Source organism: Pseudomonas alliivorans, from assembly GCF_017826695.1.
Lineage (GTDB): Bacteria > Pseudomonadota > Gammaproteobacteria > Pseudomonadales > Pseudomonadaceae > Aquipseudomonas > Aquipseudomonas alliivorans.
Genome location: NZ_JAFFZW010000001.1, coordinates 475,425 through 489,691 on the forward strand (window position 1 = coordinate 475,425; position 14,267 = coordinate 489,691).

The 14,267-nt window shown below is 60.1% G+C and carries 14 protein-coding genes; all 14 read left to right on the forward strand.

What is annotated here, in order from left to right; all coding sequences use genetic code 11:
• The first annotated feature begins 83 nt into the window (after positions 1-83).
• On the forward strand, positions 84-1,328 hold the full coding sequence (gene fabF, locus JTJ32_RS02210) for a beta-ketoacyl-ACP synthase II (protein ID WP_099230010.1): 1,245 nt from the start codon (positions 84-86) through the stop codon (positions 1,326-1,328).
• Positions 1,328-2,143: an aminodeoxychorismate lyase gene (gene pabC, locus JTJ32_RS02215; RefSeq protein ID WP_210040602.1), complete on the forward strand. Its 816-nt coding sequence runs from the start codon at positions 1,328-1,330 to the stop codon at positions 2,141-2,143. The genes fabF and pabC overlap by 1 nt, the downstream gene beginning before the upstream one ends.
• Positions 2,144-2,146: 3 nt before the next feature.
• Positions 2,147-3,268, forward strand: a complete 1,122-nt coding sequence (gene mltG, locus JTJ32_RS02220; protein ID WP_210040604.1) for an endolytic transglycosylase MltG — start codon at positions 2,147-2,149, stop codon at positions 3,266-3,268.
• Between the two features lie 19 nt (positions 3,269-3,287).
• A complete protein-coding gene (gene tmk, locus JTJ32_RS02225; RefSeq protein ID WP_184319231.1) occupies positions 3,288-3,920 on the forward strand; it encodes a dTMP kinase in 633 nt (210 codons plus the stop codon).
• Positions 3,913-4,899, forward strand: a complete 987-nt coding sequence (locus tag JTJ32_RS02230) for a DNA polymerase III subunit delta' (RefSeq protein ID WP_184319235.1) — start codon at positions 3,913-3,915, stop codon at positions 4,897-4,899. Before tmk ends, JTJ32_RS02230 begins: the two co-directional genes overlap by 8 nt.
• Positions 4,900-4,929: 30 nt before the next feature.
• Positions 4,930-5,286, forward strand: a complete 357-nt coding sequence (locus tag JTJ32_RS02235) for a PilZ domain-containing protein (protein ID WP_004884570.1) — start codon at positions 4,930-4,932, stop codon at positions 5,284-5,286.
• Positions 5,287-5,300: 14 nt separating this feature from the next.
• Positions 5,301-6,086, forward strand: coding sequence for a TatD family hydrolase (locus JTJ32_RS02240; protein WP_099230020.1), 786 nt, complete (start codon positions 5,301-5,303; stop codon positions 6,084-6,086).
• Positions 6,087-6,525: 439 nt separating this feature from the next.
• Entirely contained in the window at positions 6,526-7,188 is a 663-nt protein-coding gene (locus JTJ32_RS02245; protein WP_004884565.1) for a TetR/AcrR family transcriptional regulator, read from the forward strand.
• Between the two features lie 123 nt (positions 7,189-7,311).
• Positions 7,312-7,914, forward strand: coding sequence for a DUF4823 domain-containing protein (locus tag JTJ32_RS02250; protein ID WP_004884561.1), 603 nt, complete (start codon positions 7,312-7,314; stop codon positions 7,912-7,914).
• A gap of 9 nt (positions 7,915-7,923) precedes the next feature.
• The gene (locus JTJ32_RS02255) at positions 7,924-8,484 is read left to right on the forward strand and encodes a DUF1285 domain-containing protein (RefSeq protein WP_210040606.1); all 561 of its coding nucleotides are present in this window, start codon (positions 7,924-7,926) and stop codon (positions 8,482-8,484) included.
• An 85-nt stretch (positions 8,485-8,569) separates the two neighbouring features.
• Positions 8,570-9,583, forward strand: a complete 1,014-nt coding sequence (locus JTJ32_RS02260) for an aspartate-semialdehyde dehydrogenase (RefSeq protein WP_210040608.1) — start codon at positions 8,570-8,572, stop codon at positions 9,581-9,583.
• Positions 9,584-9,691: 108 nt separating this feature from the next.
• Complete coding sequence (locus JTJ32_RS02265) at positions 9,692-12,556, forward strand: motility hub landmark protein FimV (RefSeq protein ID WP_210040610.1); 2,865 nt, start codon at positions 9,692-9,694, stop codon at positions 12,554-12,556.
• Positions 12,557-12,710: 154 nt separating this feature from the next.
• Positions 12,711-13,535, forward strand: coding sequence for a tRNA pseudouridine(38-40) synthase TruA (truA, locus tag JTJ32_RS02270; RefSeq protein WP_210041110.1), 825 nt, complete (start codon positions 12,711-12,713; stop codon positions 13,533-13,535).
• Positions 13,536-13,594: 59 nt separating this feature from the next.
• Positions 13,595-14,215: a phosphoribosylanthranilate isomerase gene (locus JTJ32_RS02275; protein ID WP_099230028.1), complete on the forward strand. Its 621-nt coding sequence runs from the start codon at positions 13,595-13,597 to the stop codon at positions 14,213-14,215.
• The last annotated feature ends 52 nt before the right edge of the window (positions 14,216-14,267 follow it).

Genomic DNA, 14,267 nt, shown 5'->3' on the forward strand with positions numbered 1-14,267 from the left:
AAAACCGCACTGCTTTAAACGGCGTGCGGTTTTTTCTTTAAAAACGATGTGATGTTCCGTTAACAAGAGAGAAGGAGAGTCCTGTGTCGCGTAGACGCGTCGTGGTCACCGGGATGGGCATGCTTACGCCACTGGGTAATGATGTGCCCAGCAGTTGGCAAGGCATTCTGGCGGGCCGCAGTGGCATTGGCCTTATCGAGCACACGGATCTGTCTGCCTTCACCACCCGTTTCGGCGGTTCGGTCAAGGGATTCAACGTGGAAGAATACCTGGCACCCAAAGAGGCGCGCCGGCTCGATCTCTTCATTCAATACGGACTTGCGGCCAGTTTTCAGGCTGTGCGCAATGCGGGTCTTGAAGTCACCGACGCAAATCGCGAGCGCATCGGCGTTGCCATGGGTTCGGGGATAGGTGGTCTGACCAACATCGAGAACAGCAGTCGTCTGCTGCACGATCAGGGGCCGGGGCGGATTTCTCCGTTCTTCGTGCCGGGCTCGATCATCAACATGATTTCCGGTTTTCTGTCCATCCACCTGGGTGCGCAGGGACCCAATTATGCCATCGCAACCGCCTGTACCACGGCGACCCACTGCATTGGCATGGCAGCACGCAACATTGCCTACGACGAAGCTGACGTCATGATTGCCGGGGGCGCCGAAATGGCAGCCTGCGGTCTCGGGCTGGGCGGCTTCGGTGCGGCGCGTGCACTGTCGACCCGCAATGACGATCCGGCCCGTGCCAGTCGTCCGTGGGACAAGGGCCGTGATGGCTTCGTCCTGTCCGACGGTGCCGGTGCGATGGTTCTCGAAGAGCTCGAGCACGCCAAGGCCCGTGGCGCGACCATCTACGCCGAACTGGTCGGTTTCGGCATGAGTGGTGACGCGTTCCACATGACTTCACCGCCGGACGACGGCGCCGGTGCTGCACGTTGCGTGGTCAATGCCTTGCGCGACGCCAAGGTCAATCCCGAGCAGGTGCAGTACATCAACGCTCATGGCACCTCTACGCCTGCCGGTGATCTGGCAGAAGCGTCGGCGATCAAGAGTGTGTTCGGCGACCATGCCTACAAGCTCGCGGTCAGCTCCACCAAGTCCATGACAGGCCACCTTCTGGGTGCTGCCGGTGCTGTCGAAGCCATCTTCAGCGTATTGGCGCTGGTTGATCAGGTCGCGCCGCCGACCATCAACCTGGACGAGCCGAGCGAAGGGTGTGACCTGGACTTCGTGCCCCATGAAGCACGTCGCATGCCGATCGACGTCGTTCTGTCGAACTCCTTCGGGTTTGGCGGCACCAATGGCTCGCTGGTGTTCCGCCGGTTTGCCGAGTAATGCTCAGCTGGATCGACGGCTGCCTGGCCGACTCCGTGTCCCTCAGGGACAGGGGGCTGGCCTACGGCGACGGAGTTTTTGAAACCGTTGCGGTGAAGTCGGGGCAGCCGCTGCTGTTCGAACGCCATTTGCAGCGCCTCGAAACAGCCTGTCAGCGCCTGTCGATACCGATCGATCAGGCGCTGGTACGTTCTGAGATGATCCGCTTCGCTGCCCAGCTTGGCGAGGGCGTCATGAAGCTGATCCTGACCCGTGGCGACAGCCAGCGCGGGTATGGTCCCGCCCCGGACTCTCGCTCCCGTCGAATCCTGCAGGGCGGTCCTTCACCCTTGTATCCCGCCTCACATGCCGAGCAGGGCGTACGCCTGTTTCCCTGCCGGACTCGTCTGGCCGAACAGCCGCTGTTGGCAGGTCTCAAGCACCTGAACCGTCTTGAGCAAGTGCTCGCACGTTCGGAGTGGCAGGACAGCGAGCATGCCGAAGGGCTGGTGTGCGATACCTCGGGTCGTCTGATCGAAGGCGTTTATAGCAATCTGTTTCTGGTCTCGAAGGGGCGACTGTTGACCGCTGACCTGACCCGGTGTGGTGTGGCCGGCGTGATGCGTGCCGAATTGCTGGATCAGGCACCAATGCTGGGTATTGATGTCGATATCCGGGATTTGAGCGCATCCGATCTGGCGCATGCGGACGAAGTGTTTCTGTGCAACAGCGTCTACGGCATTTGGCCGGTTTGCGCCTTTGAACACCTCGGCTGGCCGGTTGGCCCGCTCACCCGTAAACTGCAAGGTATTGCTCGCAGCCTTCTGGATATCTGATACGTGATCCGAAAAATATTGGTGTTGCTGGAAACCGCACTCGTTCTGGCAGGTCTGGCGCTGGGTTTCGCGTTCTGGCAACAGTATCAGGCGTTGCACCAGCCTCTTGAGATCGCTCAGGAACAATTGCTGGATGTGCCCGCAGGCTCGACGCCTACTGGCGTTCTCAATCGACTGCAAGCCGATGGCGTCATCAAGGATGCCTTCTGGCTCCGGCTGTACTGGCGCTTCAATCTGTCCGGACAGGCGCTGCACAGTGGTGAATACCGCATGGTGCCGGGGATGGACGTCGATGCCCTGTTCGGCGTCTGGAAGCGCAAGGAAGTGGTGCAATACAGCCTGACGCTGGTCGAGGGCTGGAATTTCAGGCAGGTCCGCGCGGCCCTGGCCAAACAGGCCAAGCTTGATCAGACGCTGACAGGCCTCAGCGATACCGAACTGATGGCGAAAATCGGCCATCCTGACGTATTTCCCGAAGGGCGATTCTTTCCGGACACTTACCGTTATGTGCGCGGCATGACCGATGCCGAAGTGCTCAAGCAGGCCTATGCCCGTCTTGAAGAGGTTCTGGACGAGGAGTGGGCGGCACGTGCTGCCGACGTGCCCTATGCCGATCCATACCAGGCGCTGATCATGGCTTCCTTGGTCGAGAAGGAAACCGGTGTGCCTCAGGAGCGCGGGCAGATTGCCGGTGTGTTCGTGCGTCGCCTGAAGCTGGGCATGCAGTTGCAGACCGATCCGACCGTGATCTATGGCATGGGCGAGCGCTACAACGGCAAGCTGACCCGGGCCGACCTCAAGCAGGCTACGCCCTACAATACCTACGTGATTGCCGGGATGCCGCCAACGCCCATTTCGCTGGTAGGCCGCGAAGCCATTCATGCAGCTCTCAACCCGGTGTCGGGTGACAGCCTGTATTTCGTGGCCAAAGGTGACGGCAGCCATGTGTTTTCCAATGATCTGGATGCTCACAACGCCGCCGTGCGTGAATACCAGATCAAACGGCGCGCGGATTATCGATCCAGCCCTGCACCGGCTTCGGCACCGGCCTCCAGCGCATCACCCGAACCTGATTCGACCGTTTCCGAGCCTGTACCCGGGAATGCCCCGGACGCCTCGCAATAAATATGACTAAGGATTGCCTGTGACCGGCCTGTTCATCACCCTCGAAGGCCCTGAAGGGGCCGGCAAAAGTACCAACCGTGAATACCTGGCCGCGCAGCTTCGCGCTCAGGGCGTCGAGGTGCTGTTGACCCGCGAACCCGGCGGTACGCCGCTGGCCGAGCGTATCCGTGAACTGTTGCTTGCGCCCAGTGACGAGCCCATGTGCGCCGATACCGAGTTGCTGTTGGTCTTCGCTGCCCGGGCACAACATTTGGCCGAAGTGATTCGTCCGGCGCTGGCGCGTGGAGAGGTCGTTCTGTGCGATCGATTCACTGATGCGACCTATGCCTATCAGGGCGGGGGACGAGGCTTGTCCCATGAGCGCATCGCGGCATTGGAGCAGTTCGTTCAAGGTGATCTGCGCCCGGATCTGACGCTGGTGTTCGATCTGCCGGTGGAAGTCGGCCTGTCGCGTGCTGCAGCGCGGGGTCGTCTGGATCGCTTCGAGCAGGAAGGCCGTGCCTTTTTCGATGCTGTGCGCAGCACGTATCTGGCGCGTGCCGCCGCAGAGCCTTCGCGTTACCGACTGGTAGATGCCGCGCAGACACTGACGGAGGTGCAGCGCTCTCTGGATGCTCTGCTGCCGCAACTGCTGGAGTTGCAACGTGGCTGAAGCCTATCCGTGGCAGCAGGCACTTTGGCAGCAGATGGCGGGGCGCGCGCAGCATGCTCATGCCTATCTGCTGCATGGCCCTGCCGGTATCGGCAAGCGTGCACTCGCCGAGCGACTTATGGCCAGCCTGCTGTGTCTGCGGCTGGACGGACTGGACGCCTGCGGAACCTGCAAATCCTGCCTGCTGCTGGCCGCCGGCAGCCATCCCGACAATTATGTGCTGGAGCCTGAAGAGGCTGACAAGCCGATCAAGGTGGATCAGGTGCGCGATCTGGTCAGCTTCGTCGTTCAGACCTCGCAGATGGGAGGCCGAAAGGTTGTGCTCATCGAACCCGTCGAGGCGATGAACATCAATGCTGCCAACGCCCTGTTGAAAAGCCTGGAGGAGCCGTCTGGTAACACTGTGCTGCTGTTGGTCAGTCACCAGCCCAGCCGTTTGTTGCCGACAGTCAAAAGTCGCTGCGTTCAGCAGGCCTGTCCTTTGCCTGACGAGCAGACGAGCCTGGCATGGTTGAGTAACGCGCTGCCCGACAGCTCCGAACAGGAGCGTCTGGAATTGCTGGCCCTGGCGGCCGGCTCGCCATTGGCGGCTGTTACGCTCCAGGCTCAGGGTGTTCGCGAGCAGCGCGCGCAGGTAGTGGATGGCGTCAAGAAACTGCTCAAGCAGCAGCAATCGCCGACGCAACTGGCCGAGGGCTGGAAAGACATTCCTTTGCTGCTGCTGTTCGACTGGTTCTGCGACTGGTCGCATCTGATTCTGCGCTATCAACTGACTCAGGATGAAGAGGGGCTGGGGCTGGGTGATATGCGCAAGGTGGTGCAGTATCTTGCGCAAAAATCGCCGCGTGACAAAGTGCTGGAAATACAGGACTGGGTGCTGGCGCAACGCCAGAAAGTGATGTCCAAGGCCAATCTCAATCGGGTGCTGTTGCTCGAAGCGTTGCTGGTCCAGTGGGCAGGCCTGCCTGGACAGGCGTAGACTGCGCTTATCAACTGTTGAGGTATTGTCATGAACCTGCCGCCCAACACAGGCCCGCGTAACGGCATTCTGTCCCTGACCATCAAGGACAAGGCTGTTCTCTATGCCGCCTACATGCCGTTTATCAGGAACGGCGGTCTGTTCATTCCGACCGGCAAGAGCTACAAGCTGGGCGATGAAGTGTTCATGCTGCTCAATCTGATGGATCAGGCGGAGAAGGTTCCGGTCACTGGCCGCGTCGCCTGGATCACGCCCAAGGGCGCGCAGGGCAATCGCGCAGCCGGTGTCGGCGTGCAGTTCAATGACGGCGACAACACCGCTCGCAACCTGATCGAAACCTATCTGGTCGGTGCGCTGAAGTCCGACCGTCCCACTCATACGATGTAGTTGTCATTTTGCCCATGCTTGTAGATTCCCATTGTCACCTCGACCGCCTTGACCTGACCCAGCATGAGGGTTCTCTCGATGCAGCCCTTGCGGCCGCCCGGGGCAGGGGGGTCGGCCATTTCCTGTGTATCGGCGTCAGTGCCGAGAATGCCGGTGCCGTAAAGGCACTGGCCGAGCGCTATGACGATGTCGATTGCTCGGTCGGTATCCATCCGCTCGATCTCAAGCCAGGCGAGGCGCCGGCTCTGGACTGGCTGCTGAGCGAGCTTGATCATCCCCGCGTGGTGGCGATTGGCGAAACCGGCCTGGATTATCACTACGAGCCGGAAGCGGCCGAGCTGCAACAGGCATCATTCCGTCTGCATCTGCAGGCGGCTGCCAGCACAGGCAAGCCGGTCATCGTGCATACCCGGGGTGCACGCGCCGACACACTCGATCTGCTGCGCGAGGCCGCATTGCCCCAGGCGGGTGTGCTGCACTGCTTCACCGAAGACTGGGACATGGCCAAGGCAGCGCTGGACCTGGGTTTCTATATTTCGCTGTCCGGAATCGTGACGTTCCGCAATGCAGATGCTCTTCGTGACGTGGCGCGTCAGGTGCCTGCCGACCGCCTGCTGGTCGAGACCGACTCACCCTATCTGGCGCCGATTCCGTATCGGGGCAAGCCGAACCTGCCGCAGTATGTGCGGGAAGTGGCAGAGTTTCTGGCGATGTTGCGGGGCGAGTCCTACGAGCGTTTCGCCGAGCAGACCACCGAAAATTTCGCGCGTCTGTTTCCGCTGGCACACCTGTCGCGCTGAGTCGTCTGCCCCGGTCAACGGGTAAATCGCAGGCAAAAAAAACCCGGATTCTGGGGGGTGAAGCCGGGCCAAGACCATTAGGAGTAAAACAAAGGCACGCTGTCCTTTGGTGCCTTTACTGGCGGGTCACTTGGGGGATATGACGCGCCAACGGTTTAATTATTGACCAGTATCGCGGCTCGTCCAGTACTGATTGTTCATTTTTTAAACAGTTTTGGAATACCAAACCGGTTCTTGGACACTCAAAAGTCACTCAGCCCCCTCTGTCAGTACCAAACCCCTGTATGGCGGGAGCCAAACGCCTTCGACCCTGACGATCAGATGCCCTGCAAATGGATGGATTCGCTCATATACGGCGATATGGTCGGATGATCCGTGCAATTTGTCGGCAATTGGGCATAATACGCGGCTTCGATTTCGATCCCAATCAGACCGTCCCATGCAGAAAGAACCTCGTAAGGTCCGTGAGTTTCGCCGCCGTGAGCAGGAAATTCTCGACACCGCGCTAAAACTGTTCCTTGAGCAGGGTGAAGACAGCGTCACGGTCGAGATGATCGCGGACGCCGTCGGCATCGGCAAAGGCACGATCTACAAGCATTTCAAATCCAAGGCGGAAATCTATCTGCGCCTGATGCTCGATTACGAGCGTGATTTGAATGAGCTGTTGCACTCCGCCGATGTCGACAAGGACAAGGAGGCACTTTCGCGTGCCTATTTTGAGTTCCGTATGCGCGACCCGCAGCGCTATCGCTTGTTCGACCGCCTTGAGGAAAAGGTGGTCAAGGGCAATCAGGTCCCTGAGCTGGTCGAGGAACTGCACAAGATCCGCGCTTCCAACTTCGAGCACCTGACGCTGCTGATCAAGGGCCGCATCACCGAAGGCAAGCTTGAAGACGTTCCGCCTTACTATCACTACTGTGCCGCCTGGGCGCTGGTGCATGGCGCCGTCGCGCTGTATCACTCGCCGTTCTGGAGCAATGTGCTGGAAGACCAGGAAGGCTTCTTCCACTTCCTGATGGACATCGGTGTACGCATGGGCAACAAGCGCAAGCGCGATGGCGATACCCCTCCTGAAACGAAGCCGGACCCGGCTGTTTCCTGATCGCTCTGGCGGCACTTCATGTGCCGCCATTCAAGACTCTTCACCCCTCCTTGCGGATATGGCGCGGAAGCTGCATCCGACGACCATTCGCCGGTTTTCCGTCACCGGCACTTGGAGGGGATGATGCGTAGCCTGGTTTTGCTGCTGACGTTTTTGGCGTTGGGCGGCTGCATGAAAGTCAGTGACATGGGTGAGGGTGTTCGAGAACAGTTCAGCGATGCGGGGCTGCTCGATCACAGCGAGACTCGCCGTATCGCCAACTGGCGGGTGCAGCCCGACTCGTTCATTTACATCGCCCAGGGCGCTTTCGTGCCGCCCGGCAGAGCCTATCCACGGCCCAATGTCGTAGCTGAAGAGGCATTCAAAGGCTTCGTCGAGTATTTCCCGATGGTTCGTCGCGCTCCTGCGCCGCTGGGTCTGGATGAAGCCATGATCGAGGCACGCAGTGCAGGTGCGCATTATCTGCTCTACACCCGTTTCGCCAAGGCTGACGACCGTATCGGCAACGGCGATCAGTGGTCCGATCAGGAAGCAGTCGATCGCCTGGGTGTCGATTCGGGTGTGATTCAGCTCATGTTGATCGAAACCAGCACACGCTACCTGATAGACAGTGCACGGATTCGCAGCCGTGGCGGATTGCTGACGCTTTACGATACAAGTCCCGAAGATTTGCTAGGTCCGCCTCTTGAGGACTACGCTCGTACCTTGTTGGGTATTGCGCGTTAGGAGTAAGGCATGACCGATTCAGGCAAGGCGGGCGATCTGTTTGCGCAGATCCCGAAAACCAAAGGGTTGCCGCCTGTGCATCTATGGAACCCGCCGTTCTGCGGCGACATCGATATGCGTATCGCCCGGGACGGCACCTGGTTCTATCAAGGCACCCCCATCGGCCGCAAGCCGATGGTGCGGCTGTTCTCCACCATCCTGCGCCGTGATGGCGACGATTATGTTCTGGTCACGCCGGTCGAAAGGGTCGGCATCCAGGTCGATGACGCACCCTTCGTTGCGGTCACGCTTGCTGTAAGCGGCGAGGGTGCCAGCCAGGTATTGCGCTTCGTGACCAACGTCGAGGATGAGGTTGAGGCGAGTGCCGATCATCCCTTGCGCGTTGTCATCGATGCTCTGACTCAGGAGCCCGCACCTTATGTTCATGTGCGGACCAACCTCGAAGCATTGATTCATCGCAATGTGTTTTACCAGTTGGTTGAGCTGGCAGTCGTTGAAGAGGTCGAGGGTCAGCGCTGGATGGGCGTATGGAGTCATGGCGTGTTCTTCAGAATCGGCCTTGAGCCCTGAGACGGCCCTGTATTCGACAGGCTCAATTGCCTGTCGGCAGTTCGGCGGTTAAAGTGCCGCTCCCCGATTTTCCTGAGGTTTTTGCATGAGTCAGTCCATTGATATCGCCGTCGTCGGCGCGACCGGTACTGTCGGCGAAACCATCGTCCAGATTCTGGAAGAGCGCGATTTTCCGGTCGGTGATCTGCACCTGCTGGCCAGCATCGAATCGGCAGGGCACTCAGTGCCTTTCCGAGGTAAAAACGTGCGCGTGCGCGAAGTCGATGAATTCGATTTCGCCAAGGTCAGGCTGGCGTTCTTCGCCGCCGGTCCTGCGGTCAGTCGCAGCCACGCCGAGAAAGCGGTCGCTGCCGGATGCGCCGTCATCGATCTTTCAGGCGTGTTTCCCGCCACACAGGCACCCAGTGTCGTTCCCGAAATCAATGGCCAACTGCTTGCGGCAGGTACTGCTGCGCCGCGTCTGGTATCGAGCCCGAGCGCTTCGGCCACTGCAGTCGCTCTGGCATTGGCTCCTTTGCGCCCACTGCTGGATGTGCGTCACGTTGCGGTAACGGCCTGTATGGCGGTCTCCACACAAGGTCGTGAAGGGGTAACCGAGCTGGCACGCCAGACCACTGAGCTGTTGAACGTCCGCCCTCTGGAAACCCGGTTCTTTGATCGGCAGATGGCGTTCAACGTGCTGGCCCAGGTCGGCAAGCCGGATGAAGCGGGTCACCTCGCGCTGGAAAGACGTCTGGTCGCGGAAGTGCGTGAGTTGCTGGCGCTGCCTTCTCTGAAAGTGGCTGCCAATTGCATTCAGGTTCCGGTTTTCTTCGGCGACAGCTTTACTGTATCGATTCAGGCCGCAGCGCCGATCGATCTTGCTGCGGTGAACGCGGCGCTCGAATCTGCTGAAGGTATCGAACTGGTTGATGCCGGCGATTACCCGACACCCGTCGGTGATGCGGTCGGCCAGGATGTGGTTTACGTAGGGCGTGTGCGGACGGGAATAGACGACCCGGAGCAACTCGATCTGTGGATAACCTCGGACAATGTTCGCAAAGGTGCAGCGCTCAACGCTGTGCAGGTTGGCGAATTGTTGATAAAAGACTATGTGTAAAAGATACTTGGCAACACTTTGAATAATTGTTCTAGCGGCGATACGCCTTACACCCAACGCAGGACTACCTCTCCGGATACCGGAGAATCTTTAAACAAGGGATGGGCTATGGTTCAGGTTCGTAAACTGGTATTAGCGATCGCTGCGGCTTCGGCGCTGTCATCAGGGATGGCGCAGGCGTTGGGGCTCGGGGAATTGTCTGTCAAGTCGACCCTGAACCAGCCACTGGTAGCCGAGATCGAGTTGACCGATGCGCAGGGCGTCAATGCCTCGCAGGTGGTACCGAGTCTTGCAACGACGGCTGATTTCGCCCAGGCGGGCATCACGCGCCAGGCGTTTCTCAATGATCTGAGTTTTACGCCGGTCATCAATGCCAGTGGCAAGAGTGTCCTGCGTATCACTTCCAGCAAGCCGGTCCGGGAGCCCTATGTAAAGTTCCTGGTTCAGGTCCTGTGGCCGAACGGGCGTTTGCTGCGTGAATACAGCCTGTTGCTGGATCCGCCGAAGTTTTCGCCAGAGGCCGCCGCCGCGGCCGCCGCCGCGGCCGCCGCTGCGGCAGCGCCCGAGCCTGTCGCTCCCGCTGCTCCTGCTGCGCAAACAGGAGCTCCTGCTCAACTGCCGGCCGTGGCGCCGTCTGCCGAAGCGACTCCCGCCCAACAACCTGCACAGCCCGCTGCGACGCCGGGTTCGCCCCTGCCACCGCCCGCTGCCGACAAGCAATCCCAGTACGTCACTGCCAACAACGACACCTTGTGGGAAATCGCCGCGAAGGTTCGTACCGGCGGAACCGTGCAACAGACCATGCTCGCGATCCAGGCGCTCAACCCTGATGCGTTCATGGGCGGCAATATCAATCGATTGAAGAAAGGTCAGGTCCTGCGTCTGCCGACACCTCAGCAGACCACCGCCTTGCCTCAGCCTCAGGCCGTTGCCGAGGTCTCCCGCCAGTACAGTGCATGGCGAGAAGGCCGTCGTCTGCCAGCCGGTCCCCGTCAGGTGGATGCCACTCGCCGGGATCGTGCCGGTGCAGCGCCGTCCAGGGTGGATACCCCCGACAACCTCAGCCTGGTCTCGGCCAGTGGCAAGCCTGCCGCCAACGGTGCCGCAGGCGACAGCGATCTGAGCAACAAGCTGGCGGTGGCCCAGGAGGCGCTCGACACTTCGCGTCGTGACAATGCCGAACTGAAAAGCCGCATGAACGACCTGCAGAGCCAGCTCGACAAGCTGCAGCGTCTGATTGAACTCAAGAACGGTCAGTTGGCCAAGATGCAGGCCGCCGGTGCTGCTGTACCGCCTGCCGCCGCGACAGCCGACGCTTCCACTCCAGCCAACGCAGCCGTCCCGGCTTCGCTGGTCGATGCCAATGGCGCGCCGGTGAAGCCTGCGGGCGAGATTGCCCCTGAAGACGCCTTGCCTGCGGGCGCTGCGCAAGTCGCCACGCCTGCCGCCGATCAGCCACTGGCTGTCGAGCCGGTCGCGGCACCGGAAGAAGAAGACACCCTGCAGAAAATCCTCGACAACCCTATATTGCTGGGGCTGATCGGTGGCGCGGTGCTGTTGATTCTGGCGTTGATTCTGCTGTTCATGGCGCGCCGCCGCGCTGCCAGGGCAGAAGCCGAGAAACATCGCCGTATGGCGCGTGCGCTGGCTGAAGAGTCGCAGTTCGTGTCCGACATGGACATGAACGCGCCGCCTGCCAGTTTTGATGGCCTCGATGTGACGCCGCCCAACGTGCGCATGGGCGCAGGTCCTGCTGCCGTGGCTGCAACAGCCGCGCGCGAAAGGCCGGCCGATCCGCTGGTGCAGGCTGAAATCCACATTGCTTATGGGCGCATGAATCAGGCAGTCGAACTGCTCGAAGAGTCGGTGAAGAACGAGCCTGAGCGTGATGACATTCGTCTCAAACTGATGGAAATCTACGCTGAGCAGGGCAACAACAAGGCCTACGCTGCGCACGAGCGCAAACTGGTGGCCTCGGGAAAGCGTGAAGCTGAGGGCGAGCAGCTAAAAGATTCATACTCGACCCAAACGCCTGCGGCGCCTGTTGCTGCTGAGCCTGCATCGGTTGTCGCGCCTGTCGCTGTGGCAGCAGGCGCAGCCACTGCCGCAGCGCTGGCTGCGGAGCTGGACGCAAAGTATGTTGAAGAATTGTTGGCCGATGATTCTGTCGAGCCAGAGCCAGAGCCAGAGCCAAGCCCTGAGCCTGAGCCGCCTGTGGTGTCCGAGGCTGAGTCTGCCGCAGTCGAAGAGCCGCCAGTCGTCTCCGAGGCGTTCGATCATGATTTCGACCTGAGCCTGGACGAATTCGACGAGCCTTCAGTCGAAGAACTGCCGACTGTGACCGATCCCGATGATCTGTTGCTGGACGAACCTGTTGTTTCCGCCGTGCCCGACGATGACGAGCTGAGCTTCGAGTCGATCATGCGTGAACAGGAGGCCGCCCGTGCTGCAGCGACACCTGACGATCTGGCTGATTTCGATCTCGACCTCACCGAAGAGGATCCGGCGCTCAAGAACGAGGATGATTTCCTGCTTGGTCTGGGCGACGATCCTGTCGAGCCGGTTGTCGATGCGGCTCCGCTGGCTACGCCGCCGGTCAGCGATGATCTGGAGCTGCCGGAAGATTTCGACCTGTCCCTGGCAGACGAAATCGAATCGGATCAGGCCAGTCAGGCTTTCGCATCTGAAATCGACGATGTGAATGCCGAGTTGGACCGTCTTTCGCAGAACCTTGAGCATCCGCCACTCGACGAGCCAAGGTTCACCGCAGAAGACGCCATGGCGCTCGATGATGAGCCGGACTTCGATTTCATGGCCGGTACCGATGAGGCTGCGACCAAACTGGATCTGGCGCGTGCCTACATCGACATGGGCGATGCCGACGGGGCGCGGGACATTCTCGACGAGGTCGTCAATGAGGGTGATGACGGACAGAAAAGCGAAGCGCGTGACATGCTTTCGCGACTTGCCTGAGTCAATCCATTGCTGATCCATGACGGCCGCTTTTGCGGCCGTCTGCATTTGGCGCCCGGTGTGGCGTCTTTTTTTTGCGGCCGTATAATGGCCGACTTTTCGCAAACCGACAGGCTGTAACACCTTGGCGAACATAGATAACCCGGCCGCCGAGATGGCTGCCGAGGGCTTTTCCCGAATCGCGTTGGGCGTGGAATACAAGGGGTCGCGCTATTGCGGCTGGCAGCGTCAGGCTTCCGGCGTGCTCACGGTGCAGGAAACCCTCGAAGATGCCCTGTCCAAAGTGGCTGATTCGCCGGTCTCGCTGATGTGCGCCGGGCGCACGGACGCCGGTGTGCACGCCTGCGGGCAGGTGGTGCACTTCGATACCCGGGCCGAGCGCTCCATGAAGGCCTGGGTCATGGGGGCCAACATCAATCTGCCCCACGACATCAGCGTGACCTGGGCTCGCGTGATGCCTGCGGATTTTCATGCGCGTTTCAAGGCGATTGCTCGCCGTTATCGCTATGTGATCTATAACGATCAGATCCGTCCGGCGCATCTGGGGCAGGAGATCACCTGGAACCATCGTCCGCTCGACGTGGCACGAATGGCTGAGGCCGCACAGCATCTGGTCGGAACCCACGATTTCAGTGCGTTTCGTGCCGGGCAATGTCAGGCCAAGTCACCGGTCAAGCAACTGCACCACTTGCGCGTGACCCGGCACGGAAAAATGATCGTCATCGATGTGCGCGCCAATGCGTTCCTGCATCACATGGTGCGTAACATTGCGGGAGTGCTGATGACCATCGGGGCGGGCGAACGTCCGGTCGAATGGGCGCGTGACGTGCTGGAGAGCAAAGTGCGTCGTACCGGGGGCGTCACCGCACATCCTTATGGGCTTTATCTGGTGCAGGTCGAGTACCGCGAGCAGTTTCCATTGCCGGAGCGTTATATCGGTCCGCATTTTCTGACGGGCTTTGCCGAACTTGACGGCTGACGCCCCGGCAAGCATTTGCTAACATCCGGACTTTCCGAAAGGTCTGAGGTTTTCACTACATGTCAGCCGTTCGCAGCAAGATCTGCGGGATTACCCGCATAGAAGACGCCTTGGCGGCTGTCGAGGCAGGCGCCGATGCCATCGGACTGGTGTTTTACGCCAAAAGCCCACGTGCCGTGAACGTGCAGCAGGCGCGCGCCATCATTGCCGCGTTGCCGCCGTTCATAACCACGGTCGGTCTGTTCGTCAATGCCAGTCGTTGCGAGCTCAATGAAACGCTGGATGCGGTTGCACTGGACATGTTGCAGTTTCACGGTGACGAAACACCGGAAGAATGCGAAGGCTATCATCGTCCCTACATCAAAGCGCTGCGCGTGAAAGTGGGTGATGACATCGAGCAGGCCTGCCGCGCCTATCGCAATGCGCGCGGCATCCTTCTTGATACCTATGTGGAAGGTGTGCCCGGCGGTACAGGGGAAACGTTCGATTGGGCCTTGATTCCGAGTGGCTTGAGCAAGCCGGTCATTCTGGCGGGTGGGTTGACGTCGGCCAACGTGGCACAGGCGATTGCCCAGGTCAGGCCCTACGCGGTGGACGTCAGCGGTGGCGTCGAAAAAGGCAAGGGCATCAAGGATCGGGAAAAGATTCTCGCCTTCATGAGTGCGGTCCAGGGAGCCTGATGTGACGGCTGCGGTTCGGCCGCCGTCCATAAGCCTGTCCCCGCCACATGTC